This window comes from Leptolyngbya sp. FACHB-671, assembly GCF_014695745.1.
Lineage (GTDB): Bacteria > Cyanobacteriota > Cyanobacteriia > Elainellales > Elainellaceae > JAAUTN01.
On the sequence record NZ_JACJOV010000036.1, the window covers coordinates 20,005 to 32,260 of the forward strand.

Annotated in this window: 13 protein-coding genes; all 13 read left to right on the forward strand. The window is 48.3% G+C overall.

From position 1 onward, the window contains the following. The first annotated feature begins 200 nt into the window (after nt 1-200). The gene (locus tag H6F93_RS01575) at nt 201-560 is read left to right on the forward strand and encodes a cation:proton antiporter subunit C (protein ID WP_242043258.1); all 360 of its coding nucleotides are present in this window, start codon (nt 201-203) and stop codon (nt 558-560) included. Then, on the forward strand, nt 557-1,999 hold the full coding sequence (locus tag H6F93_RS01580) for a cation:proton antiporter (RefSeq protein WP_190678641.1): 1,443 nt from the start codon (nt 557-559) through the stop codon (nt 1,997-1,999). The genes H6F93_RS01575 and H6F93_RS01580 overlap by 4 nt, the downstream gene beginning before the upstream one ends. After that, on the forward strand, nt 1,996-2,379 hold the full coding sequence (locus H6F93_RS01585) for a Na+/H+ antiporter subunit E (RefSeq protein ID WP_190678643.1): 384 nt from the start codon (nt 1,996-1,998) through the stop codon (nt 2,377-2,379). The genes H6F93_RS01580 and H6F93_RS01585 overlap by 4 nt, the downstream gene beginning before the upstream one ends. After that, entirely contained in the window at nt 2,376-2,633 is a 258-nt protein-coding gene (locus H6F93_RS01590; protein WP_190442083.1) for a hypothetical protein, read from the forward strand. The genes H6F93_RS01585 and H6F93_RS01590 overlap by 4 nt, the downstream gene beginning before the upstream one ends. Further along, nucleotides 2,630-2,935 (forward strand): monovalent cation/H(+) antiporter subunit G, encoded by a 306-nt coding sequence (locus H6F93_RS01595; RefSeq protein ID WP_190678646.1) that lies wholly within the window; start codon nt 2,630-2,632, stop codon nt 2,933-2,935. The genes H6F93_RS01590 and H6F93_RS01595 overlap by 4 nt, the downstream gene beginning before the upstream one ends. Further along, a complete protein-coding gene (locus H6F93_RS01600) occupies nt 2,928-3,518 on the forward strand; it encodes a DUF4040 domain-containing protein (RefSeq protein WP_199313417.1) in 591 nt (196 codons plus the stop codon). The genes H6F93_RS01595 and H6F93_RS01600 overlap by 8 nt, the downstream gene beginning before the upstream one ends. Then, entirely contained in the window at nt 3,515-4,177 is a 663-nt protein-coding gene (locus H6F93_RS01605; RefSeq protein ID WP_190678648.1) for a Na(+)/H(+) antiporter subunit B, read from the forward strand. Before H6F93_RS01600 ends, H6F93_RS01605 begins: the two co-directional genes overlap by 4 nt. Nucleotides 4,178-4,689: 512 nt before the next feature. Further along, on the forward strand, nt 4,690-4,923 hold the full coding sequence (locus H6F93_RS01610; protein WP_190678650.1) for a hypothetical protein: 234 nt from the start codon (nt 4,690-4,692) through the stop codon (nt 4,921-4,923). Between the two features lie 412 nt (nt 4,924-5,335). Beyond that, nucleotides 5,336-6,109, forward strand: a complete 774-nt coding sequence (locus tag H6F93_RS01615) for an effector-associated domain EAD1-containing protein (RefSeq protein WP_190678652.1) — start codon at nt 5,336-5,338, stop codon at nt 6,107-6,109. Between the two features lie 31 nt (nt 6,110-6,140). Continuing rightward, on the forward strand, nt 6,141-7,388 hold the full coding sequence (locus H6F93_RS01620; protein WP_190678654.1) for an effector-associated domain EAD1-containing protein: 1,248 nt from the start codon (nt 6,141-6,143) through the stop codon (nt 7,386-7,388). 78 nt (nt 7,389-7,466) lie between these two features. Next, a complete protein-coding gene (locus tag H6F93_RS01625; RefSeq protein WP_242043259.1) occupies nt 7,467-8,465 on the forward strand; it encodes an AAA family ATPase in 999 nt (332 codons plus the stop codon). A gap of 62 nt (nt 8,466-8,527) precedes the next feature. Next, complete coding sequence (locus H6F93_RS33745; RefSeq protein ID WP_242043260.1) at nt 8,528-11,188, forward strand: formylglycine-generating enzyme family protein; 2,661 nt, start codon at nt 8,528-8,530, stop codon at nt 11,186-11,188. An 80-nt stretch (nt 11,189-11,268) separates the two neighbouring features. Further along, entirely contained in the window at nt 11,269-12,240 is a 972-nt protein-coding gene (locus H6F93_RS01635; protein ID WP_190678659.1) for a formylglycine-generating enzyme family protein, read from the forward strand. Nucleotides 12,241-12,256: the final 16 nt, after the last annotated feature.

The window sequence follows — 12,256 nt, forward strand, 5'->3', positions numbered from 1 at the left end:
GCGTCATTTCAATCGCCCCTATTCAGCTGTACAAAAGCATGATTTTTGGAACCAAGGATAGCCGGAGTAACCAAAACGGAGCATAGTTAGATTACTATCGTCTTCCGTTTAATCATAGATAAAAATCAATCTTTTAGATGGTTCTAGCGAGCCATGCAAGTGTCGTTTGATCTTGTGTGACGTATTTTCTGAAAGTACTTATGCAGATGTTATTAGAAGAATCTGTGTTAGAAGCCTGTGCTTTAGCCACTATTTTACTGGGGTTCTTCGGCATCATTCTGAAGAAGAACCTGGTCATGAAAATCATCTCGATGGATGTGATGAGTACTGGGGTGATTGCCTACTACATCGTCATAGCAGCACGAGATGGTTTGTTTACGCCTATTGTCACTGAGGGGACGCCACAAGCCTATGCTGACCCCGTACCTCAGGCGGTCATCCTAACGGCAATTGTGATTGGCTTTTCGATCCAGGCTCTGATGCTGGTCGGTGTGATGAAGCTGTCGCGCGATAATCCCACCTTGGAAAGCAACGAGATTGAGCGGAATCAAACATTATGACAGCCCTTACTTTAGCCTGGATTGGATTCCCGTTTTCGGTAGGGTTTCTGATTTACCTGTTACCTCGCCTCTCGCGCTCGCTTGCTCTGGCTGGCACTCTAGCTTCGGTTGCCTATTCTATATGGCTATTTCTTGCATCCGAACCCATTACGCTACGGTTACTGGATAACTTTGGGGTTAGCCTGCTGTTAGATCCGTTAGCAAGTTTCTTTATTCTGACCAATGCTCTGGTTACAACTGCTGTCATTTTTTATTGCTGGCAAAGTGACCGCTCTGCCTTCTTTTTTGCACAAACCCTGATCCTTCACGGCAGTGTGAATGCAGCGCTGGTTTGCTCTGATTTGATTAGTTTGTATGTAGCACTAGAGGTTTTGAGTATTGCTGCATTCTTGCTCATTACTTATCCAAGAACAGATCGATCGATCTGGGTTGGACTGCGCTATCTATTCATTAGTAACATCGCGATGCTGTTCTATTTGGTGGGAGCAGTACTGGTTTATAAAGCGCATCATTCCTTTGGTTTTGAAGGGTTACGGGGAGCACCTTATGAAGCGATCGCCCTCATTTTTTTAGGTTTGCTGACTAAGGCAGGCGTATTTGTATCAGGACTCTGGCTTCCACTCACCCACTCTGAGTCAGAATCGCCCGTTTCGGCACTGATGTCTGGAATGGTTGTCAAGGCAGGGATTCTGCCGATGGCACGTTTCGCCCTTTTTCTAGAAGAGATGGACCCAATTGTGCGTTTTTTTGGGGTAGGAACGGCACTATTAGGGGTATTCTATGCGGTCTTTGAGAAGGATGTAAAACGGATGCTGGCATTCCATACGGTGTCGCAGTTGGGCTTCATCCTGGCAGCTCCAGAGGTAGGCGGGTTCTATGCCCTGACTCACGGGTTGGTAAAGGCTTCTCTGTTTCTTCAAGCGGGGAAACTGCCCAGCCGCAGTTTCAAAGAACTTAACCAGCGATCGCTCCATACGCCCCTCTGGATTGCCCTCGTGATTGCCAGCTTCTCAATTTCAGGATTTCCTTTGCTGTCGGGTTTTGGGGCAAAGGTGTTAACCATGAAGAATTTGCTGCCCTGGCAGGTGATTGCGATGAACGTTGCTGCGTTAGGAACCTCTATTTCGTTTGCAAAGTTCATCTTTTTGCCTCACAAAAACCTGGATGAGTCAGAGCGACCCTCTCTTCAACCCGGTTTTTGGGCTGCGATGGTGTTGCTTCTGGGTGGATTGTTCGCGGCTAACGTGGTGTATTACGAGGCATATACCTTCGCAAATATTGTGAAGCCTTTAGGCACCATCTTCCTGGGATGGATTCTTTACCTGGCAATTTTCCGGCAGGTGGTTCTGAAACTACCCCGTGTTCTGGAGGAATTTGAACATTTAGTCGGTGTTATGGGACTAAGTTTAGTCGCGCTCTTCTGGATGGCAATGGCATGATTGCACATATCATTCTTCGATTAGTAATCTGGTTTCTACTGACGGCTAACCTGAGTGTTGCAAACATCATCATTGGTGTGAGTGTTGCATTACTGTTACCTCGCGGCGCAACTTCACCCACACGACTAAAGGAGTTGCTACAAGCAATCTGGAAAATTGTTCGAGCCATTCCTCAAGCCTACTCGGAAGCCATTCAACTGATTTTGCAGCCCCATACTCAGGAAGAAATTATTATGGAGCGGGTTAAGACAAGGCGAACACCTGGTCTTATCTTCCTGGACATATTTCTAATTACCTTTACCCCTAAAACCACCGTCTTGAAGTATCACGAAGACGGCTGGTACGAAGTTCATCGCGTATGTAGGAGGAAACAGCCATGATTCTCAATCTGGCGTTGATGGCAATGATTGTGGCGCTGCTGATCCCTCTCTACGAAGCATGGAAGGATGAGGACATTTGGCAAACCATGCTGGCATTTTCTAGTGTGGCCACGAAAGCCGCAGTGATGATTCTGCTGATTTCGGTGTTGCGGGATGACTGGATGCTGGGTGTTGCGGGTGTCATCATCCTGAGTGTGGGAGATGCTGGATTTATGTTGCTGGCCCATATTCTCAAGCGGATGGGGGATTCATGATTAACTTGTTGAGCTACCTCTGTATTGGAGTTGGGTTAATCTTCTGGTTCTGGGGTACTTCGTCTCTGTTGACCCGGCGATCGGTGCTGTTCAAACTCCACAACCTTTCGGTATCAGATACTTTGGGGTCGATCAGCATCATTACAGGTCTGCTCCTGCTCCGCCCCCGTGAGTGGCCGCTCCTGCTCCTAGCAATTCTTTCCCTGGCTCTGTGGAATACGATGTTGGGCTATGTCTTGGCTCATTGCTCCAGTAGCAGCCCCAGCCGTACCCTCAATTTTAGGAGGCGTAGTGATGGATAGCTATGTTTATATCATCGTTGCGCTGTTGCCGCTGGCGGCTGCAATGGTGATCTTTCAAACGAACCCTTATCATGCTCTCGTGATTCGGGGCATTTTGGGCGCGATCGCTGCTCTTGTCTACACGGTACTGGGTGCTCCAGACGTGGCTTTAACCGAGGCATTGGTGGGAACGTTGTTAGCGATTAGCCTGTATGCGGTGGCTGTGCGATCGTCCCTGGTATTGCGGTTGGGGGTGTTAAAAGATGAGGCTGTTACTAGCAACTTAACGGAACCTCCCCAAAAACAGTCCTTCCGCCAACTACTGGAAAATCTGCGCATTGTATTTGGCAAGCATTATATGCGAGTCGAACTCGTGCCTTACATAGACGAGGAAGATCTGAATCAAGCCCTTTTGGACAAGGATGTACATGCTATTTGTGCCTATACGGAGCCTTTAGAAGGGAAATCACAGACCGAAGCAATGCTTCCCTACACAACAACGACACGGCTCCCTCGTATCTATGAGATTTTGCAAGCCGAAATGGCTTCTATTCCTGTACGGCTTAATTACAACAGCTCATCACAATCGGAGATAAAGGGATGAAATGGGTTTATATTGTCGCAGGAATTGCATTCTTCTTCAAAATGCTATTTTTGTCTGAAAATCCAGCTCCTACCTTACCGTTCTCCATCGTCGATGCGGTGGTTCAGGATAGCGGCGTACCGAATGCAGTTTCGGGTATTATTTTGCGTAATCGCTTGTATGACACCATTTTTGAAGTGGTGGTTTTTACGATCGCCATCATGGGAACGAAGTATCTTCTATCCAATGAACGGACACCTAAAAAGGTCTACCAATTTAGCGATGAATCTTCCGTTATTCTGGCGCGATTGGGCGCAACCATCTCTGCCCTGGTGGGAGTTGAGTTAGCGATTCGTGGACATCTTAGCCCAGGAGGCGGCTTTGCGGCTGGAGTAGCTGGGGGAACGGCGATCGGACTGATTGCTATGACCTCATCTACGGAATGGATGCAGGGAATTTATCAGCATTGGCACGCCGCTGCCTGGGAAAAGATATCCGTGCTCGTATTTATTTTGCTGTCGGTGATAACGCTATCCGGATTTGAACTTCCCCACGGTGATTTCGGCGCTTTGCTGAGTGGTGGAATTTTGCCAATTTTGAATATTTTGGTAGCAATCAAAGTAGCTTTGGGATCGTGGGCCGTCGTTCTCATATTTATTCGCTATAGAGGACTGTTGTAAGTACGCTTATGCCTTGCACCAGAACCGTTGTCTTTTCGTCACTAAGCAACGAAAAGACAACGGTTCTAATTTTGCTTTGGAAGGCGTGGTTGAAGCGGTGCAATGTAGAAAGTCGAGTGTTTGAGGGTTAGTGTTAATCCTCACAAGTGAGTGGAGAACCGTCTTTCCCGGCTTGATAGTTGGTAGCACCAGCTAGCTAACAAGTCGATGAAGCGGGCAGTTGAGAGATTTCGGTGGTGATGCAAAGGTTATCTGCTGCCGCTTATCTTGGTCGTTATGCTACCTTGTCTGTCTGGAATGTTAGTTGAAAATAGCAGTAGGGCATAGTCTTTAAATTTGTTTCATAGCCTATAAGTTGCTAGTGCAGAACATGTGTGTCGATGAATATTACAATCGCCTTCAATGAACGAGAGCAATGGGTTCTTTCATTTGTCTTTGTAGAGGTTTTCGGCGGAGGTTCTACACGCGTAATCCAAAATATACTTGGAGGTTATGTTGAAGCCGCACGCAATTTGGAATCAAAAGTCCGGTTGCAGACTGAAGCGGGATTGCCGTCGCTCAATCTGACAGGCGATGAATGGCGAGTGATGTATGAATCACTCAATGCTGTTATCTACGGGCTTGGTCCGAATGAGTTGCATACTTGCACTGGACACAACCTACAAGAGACTTGTAGTATCAACCTCAAAATTTGTGCTGCTGTATGGGGCGCACATGGAGTAGGACGAGCATGGGTAGGAAGCTAGTGTGGTTACTGAGTTGTAGAATAGGTTGTTGAAGGAAACGCAGTACTCCACACCCAAACACTTACACTGCTTCAGCGATCACCGCATAACAACCCTGGTGCAGCGGATTTCCCGAAACCGCTCGCTGTGTAGTAAAAACACCGAACACCGCTGACCAGGAACGTTAGCAATTAACATCATTGCCGAAAATGAGTAAACTCGGCAATGTTAAACCTTTCGCTTCCACTGGTAAAACCTTCTAGTGGAAGTTTTAGCAAGAACAAACAGCAAATTCCAGTGACCATTTTCGGCAAAGTTTGGGGGGCAGTGGTTGTGAAGAGAAGCTTACCGATTTAGCAAGACAGTTCGCCTAGGGGTTTTAATAGCAGTTGAGGAATGATTCTCTAATCTCACCGGGACTAACCTCTTAACCATGCCCCCCTTAAACGCAATCTTCATCTCCTACCGACGCAGTGATAGTAATGATGTAACTGGACGCATCTACGATCGCCTTGCTGAACATTTTGGGCGAGAGGTCGTTTTCAAGGATGTGCATTCAATTCCCTTCGGTGTGAACTTTCGGACACACCTAAAGCAGGAAGTAGGTCGTTGCCAGGTGCTAATTGCCGTGATCGGACCAACCTGGTTAGAGGTCTTAAAGCAACGACTCAATCAGTCTCAAGATTGGGTGCGTACTGAGATTGCAGTCGCTCTGGAAAGAGCTATTCCAGTTATCCCACTCTTGGTGGGAGGAGCGCAGTTACCCAGTGCCAATGATTTGCCCAGTGATTTGCAGGAATTGGCTTACCGCAATGCTGCCCATGCCCGTCCTGACCCGGATTTTCATCAGGACATGAATCGGTTGATTCGGGGGCTTGAGGAAATTGTAGGTTTGCCTGAGCCATCGGTGAGTCCCAATCTAGTTTCCCTTCTCTCGCTGACGGTGGAGCAACGCAAAGAATTAAGGGCAGCTCTAATCTCTGCATTTCCCCGGCAGACTGACCTGGAATTGATGATTGAGGATGAACTCGGCGAAAGTTTTAATTTGGTGACGCAAGGACAACCCAACTATGAATTTGCCGTTCGGGATCTGGTGAAATGGGCAGAAGCTCAGGGTAAGGTGCAATCCTTTCTAGAAGGAGCGGTTCGATCGAATCCAGGGAATCCCAAGCTACAGGAATTAGCCAAGCTGTGGCTGAAGCAATGAAAGAGACAATGAAGCATAACGAGAGCAGCAGATGGCGCTAACGGCTGACCGATGGAGGACTTTACAGAGAGAATTGAGGGAGGCTTTAATATCTGCGTTTCCTGAGCAATCTGATCTGGAATTGATGATCGAGGATGAACTCGGTGAAAGTTTAGACTCGATTACTCAGGGGCAGTCCAAGTATCAGTTTGCAGTTCAAGAGGTGGTGCGGTGGGCAAAAGCTCAGGGCAAACTCACCGATCTAGTGAATGGAGCCTCTCGTCAAAATCCTGGAAATCCTGCGCTACAAAGTTTTGTCAGGGACAATTTAGCTGTACTGTCGGCGTATGAACCTAATTGGGGAGGTTGGTTGTCTGTCGAGCCATCAAACCGAGTTATTGAAGGTTCGTACCCTAACACTGTAGTTCCAGCACGAGTAGAGGAGGACGAACTGAAGGAAGATCCTCGTTCGGCTCATCTCGTGATTGCCATTTTTTGGCAAAAGCCGAGTGAGCAGAAGTTGCGGGTTCAGCCTAAGCTTTGCTACCGGAATACAGAGACTCATGAGATTCTTCAGGAATCCCTGGTGAAAGATGATTGCTCAATTGAGTTGAAGGACTTTCCGAAATTTCTCAAACAGCTTGTAGATTTTACAGTCAGCAAACTTTCTGGGCTTTTTCCTGACCCGATTTATCCCTGGAAATTAACTATCGAGCTTTTTATTCCCATTGATACGCTGTGTTACCCCTTATCAAAATGGTGTGGACAGGATGGGGAATTATTGCGAAGCCGTTCCATTGTCGTAGGATGTTCAGATCGCTTTGACCCAGATAAACCAGGGAGAGCCGCTGATCTGCACAATCAACTGAAACGTGGGTGGCAACGATTTCAACAGAAAGTTCCTGACCGGATTGGCTCAGTGCTTCAGAATTTGGGCTGGCTGAATTCTAACACTGCACATCAGGAGAACTTTGAAATTTACTCAGGGTTTCGGTGCTATGGAGGATGGCTCAAACCAGAGGCGCAATTTCTTGAGAATTGGCAGAGATTAATTCAGTCAGGGATTCCGTTAGCTCTGTGGCTGTGCGAAGGGCAGTCTCAACGAGAGACGATCGAAGCGACTTTTAATCGGCTCATTGATAGCACGCGGTTTGAGTTTCTCGATCGAATTCCCCTGATTCGAGAAGAGCAACAAAGAACCTGCAATTATTGTGTTGGAGTCTTTTATGAAGATCCTAACTATGTGCCAGAAGTCCCCCGTCCTAAAGAAGAACAGTTTTTCTCTTGGCCTGGAACTTGAATTGATTGGAGTTCTTTAATGACAGCCCCTATATGGAAACTATTCCTTGGTAATGGCAGATCGAGCGCATTAACAAAAATGCCAGAGGCTCCAGGTTGGCGTATTTTTATGACTGATGAGGAGTTTGAGGCGGAAAGCGCGGAAAGCGATCGCCGTTGGGAACAAATCCAAGAACTTGCGAAACATGACATCCGGGGTAGGGAACGGGGGAAGAGTTTTCGTCTAGAAGAGACCTACACGGACGTACTGAACGCTGTCAATGCTGCCCTACACCTGCGTCGTCCGTTACTGGTGACCGGCAAACCAGGCTCAGGCAAAACCTCACTCGCCTATGCGGTTGCTCATGAACTAGAACTAGGTGTTGTCCTTACCTGGCCCATTAATGCTCGATCGACCCTACAGGACACGCTCTATCGTTACGATGCCGTCGCTCGGTTGCAAGATGCCCAATTGAAGAGAGAAAGACCAATGGGCGACTATATTCGCTTGGGTTCAGTGGGAACCGCATTCCTACCATCGCACTTGCCACGGGTGTTACTGATTGATGAAATCGATAAGTGCGATATCAATTTACCTAATGATTTACTCAATCTATTTGAGGAAGGAAGCTACGAAATTCCAGAATTAGTACGCGCTAAAGATGAATACGAGTCAGTGAACGTGCGGACTGCTGATCTGGATGTGTTCGCTACGATTAAAGGCGGACGGGTTTCCTGCCGTGAATTTCCCTTTGTGATCATGACCAGCAATGGGGAACGAGACTTTCCACCTGCCTTTTTGCGTCGTTGTTTGCGGTTGAAGATGCCCGACCCCAGTCAAAATCAAGCTGCGCTTGAGCGGATTGTCGAGGCACACCTGAAAAGAGGAAAGGATGAAGACCGCTGGGCAAGGCTCCAGCATGAGGTAACAGATTTGGTAAACAGTTTTGTCAAAAAGGGTGAAGCCGAAACCTCAGATGTTGCGACCGATCAACTGTTAAACGTGATTTACTTGCTAACCCGTGAAGTGAAGCCCGATCGCGATGAGCGAGACAGCCTTCAGTCATTGCTACTCAAGGGATTAAGTGAGGAGGATTAGCCATCGAATCGTCTCTCAGTCTACCGCTGCAACGATTAGTTTCGACTCTCAGCAAGCTCGGGTTGACGAGTGAAGAGATTGCTGAAGCGATTTGGCTGGCGGCTCAGACAGATGGCGATACGATAACCTTGGATATTCCTGCTGAACCTGTCTCAGAAGACATCGATATCCTGATTGAAGAGGCAGAACCGCTACCCCCTTCCACCCCTCCACCTCCACCCCCTCTCGAACCGCAGGCGGAAATCATTCCCGCACCTGTCGAAAAGACAGCTACGCTGGCACTTCCGCCTAACTACAAGCCGATTCCAGTCCCCGATGCACCTGCCATCTCTCAGGCACTCAAATTAGCGAGGGCATTGCGTCCTCTGGCTCGTCAAATTGCAGTGGGGCTGCCAACGATTTTGGATGAGGAGGCGACTGTCGATCGCATTGCCGAAACAGGAATATGGCAGCCAATACTCAAGCCTGAGTCTGAATTATGGTTGGATGTAGCACTGGTGTTTGATACCAGTCCATCCATGTGTTTATGGCAGCGGCTGGGTGTGGACATACAGCGATTGCTTTCTCGCTACGGAGAGTTTCGTGACCTGCGGGTCTGGTTTCTGCAATCGACCGCTGCGAGCGCACTCACCCTAACATCTCGGAATGGAACGGTTCATAAACCGAGTGAGTTACTGACAGGCGATCGCCGTCGCCTGGTAGTAATTGTCAGTGATTGTGTTGCACCAGCATGGCACAACGGCAAGATGCAAGCGTTGATTGCGGCTTGGTCAGCTAAGTTGCCGACCGTTGTCTTCCAGGTTTTTCCAGAACGGCTGTGGTCTCGGACAGCGCTGGCACGTTCAGTAACAGTAGAATTTCAAGGTAAACAGCCCGGTTTACCCAGTGATAACTTAAAACCGTTTGCTCGTTCTTATTGGGATCGACAGCGGCTTGCAGCCGGACTCAATTCCAGCAATGTCCGGCTACCAATTGTGACTGTTGAGCAAGAGGCAATCTCAAGCTGGGCAAAAGTTGTAGCTGGCGATCGCCATGCTCGTGTTTTAGGGATTGTTTGGGATGCTCCACCAGTGACATTTAGTGCGTCAAAGCTATCATCTCAATCCCCTTCATCTCTAAAAGAGCGGATTGATTCGTTTCTACTAACGTCTTCACCCACTGCACGCCAGTTGGCAGGGTTATTAGCTTCTGCTCCAGTCATCACGTTGCCAATTATGCGATTGGTCAAACAGTCCCTACTCCCTAACGCCGGTGCAGTGCATATGGCTGAAGTGTTGATGAGCGGATTGCTGAAGGTCAGTGGCTCACAAGTTCCAGGTTTTGAAAACGCAGAGCGGATTGCCTATCAACTGGTTGATGAGGAGGTGCGCGATCGCCTACGGGCAGGGACACTTGTGATTGATGCCTTGACGGTATTGGAAGAGGTCTCTAAATATGTAGCTCAAGGGCTTGGTAGATCAGTTTCGGAGTTTAAGGCATTATTGCGAACCCCTACGAGAGGAAAACCCCTATCCCCAGAGACAGCATTTCTCGATGCATTTGCAACTGTTACAGCTAAGATATTACGCGGCTTAGGAGGTAAATTTGAAGCGATCGCCAATCAATTGCAGCCTTCAGAATTCACAGCATCAGATTATCCCTTTCCCAACCTGTCAATCCTCGAATTTACCACTGCTCAATTAGTCGATCCATTAATCTTCCCTACTTTGCAGACTCAAGAGGTTGAAGTTGTCACCATTGTTTTTGAGAATGAACCGGAAGACTTGCAGCTGTTTGAGTTTGAGGTGGCAACTCTTGAGCGGAATACGGAACAGCAACGATCAGGCTTCTTGCAGAATTTGTTTAGACGCGATGAGCAGCGCAGTGAGTGGATTATTCGCAAGCAGCGACGACAGACCTACCAATGGGTTGAGACACTAGGTAGTAATCTCCAGCAACGGGCACAGACCGTCCAGTCGATCGTTGAGAGATTCAGCGGTAATCTTCAGCTAGAAATGGTTGTCATTCCATCAGGATCATTTTTGATGGGTTTCTCAGAAAATGAGCCAGGACGAGATTCCTCAGAAAGCCCTCAGCACGAGGTCAATGTAGCCACCTTTTTCATGAGTAAGTATCCCATCACCCAAGCCCAATGGCGGTTTGTGGCAGGGTTACCGCAAATTAATCAAGAACTGAAAGCAGATCCTTCCAGGTTTAGAGGCGACAAACGCCCAGTTGAGCAGGTGTCTTGGCATGATGCAGTAGAGTTTTGTGCGCGCCTCTCTGTCTACACAAGCAGACTCTACCGCTTACCCACAGAAGCTGAATGGGAATATGCTTGTCGTGCTGGAACCACAACTCCCTTTCACTTTGGCGAAACTGTCACGACCGATCTGGCAAACTATAACGGCAAGTACATTTACAACGGCGGACCCCGAGGAAGGTATCGCGAAGAAACTACCCCTATAGACTATTTCGGGATTGCCAATGCCTTTGGATTGTTCGACATGCATGGAAATGTGTTGGAGTGGTGTGAAGACCAATGGCATGACAACTATAAGGGTGCACCAACCGATGGCAGTGCTTGGTTAGGTGAAGATGAGAGTGCAAATCGTATAGTACGCGGCGGCTCCTGGATCCTCGCTCCGTGGACTTGCCGTTCTGCCTGTCGCTTCTACGCCCCGCCCGTCAGCACGTATATCGATATCGGTTTTCGAGTTGTTTGTAGTGCTCCGAGGACTTAACCCTTTACCCTCTTACCCTTTTGCCCTTTGCGGGCTTTAAGCAAAAGTTTTCATTTTGAAGTCAGACTCGATTCAAAACTATGACGGCTCCTCAGAATCAACAGCCTAAGCTTACGCTTCAACGACAAAAGCAAACGGTTCAGTTTTTTCTAGAACGGCTAACCGACGACATTAGTATCGAAATGATGCAGATTCCAGCAGGAGCATTTCTGATGGGGTCGCCAGAAGGTGAATTCGATCGCTCCCCTGGTCTGTTTGATAGCCATCCCGGCAACTTTGATGAGTCGCCAGAAGGTGAACTTGATCGCTCCCCCTCAGAAGGACCGCAGCATGGAGTCCGTGTAGCCGCATTTTTCATGAGTAAATATCCTGTTACTCAAGCCCAGTGGCGGTTTGTTGCAGAATTGCCGCAAGTCAATCGAGAACTAAAGCCAGCTCCTTCGCGTTTCAAAGGCGACAAGCGCCCGGTTGAGCAAGTGTCCTGGTATGACGCGGTGGAGTTTTGTGCGCGCCTCTCTACCTATACAAGTCGTCCCTACCGCCTTCCTACAGAAGCAGAGTGGGAATATGCTTGTCGAGCATCACCTGTCTTTCTGTCTGGTCTATCCCAACCAGGAGATGCTGCAGGTAGTGGGGATAGTACCCCCTTTCACTTTGGCGAGACGATCACAACTGACTTGGCGAATTACCGGGGAACGGATAACAAAGAACTCAATTGGTCAGGTTCTTATGGACGAGGACCCAAAGGAGAGTATCGCGAAGAAACCACCCCTGTAGACTATTTCGGGATTGCGAATGCCTTTGGATTATGCGACATGCATGGAAATGTCTGGGAATGGTGTCAAGACCATTGGCATAGCAATTATGAAGGCGCACCAATTGATGGAAGTGCTTGGCTAAGTGAGGATGAGAATGCAGAGCGAGTACTACGCGGCGGCTCCTGGTTCCGCATTCCGTCGACTTGCCGTTCTGCCTTTCGCTACTACTTCCCGCCCGTCTACACGGCTGACCTTATCGGTTTTCGAGTTGTTTGTAGTGCTCCGAGGACTTAACCCTTTGCCCTCTTAC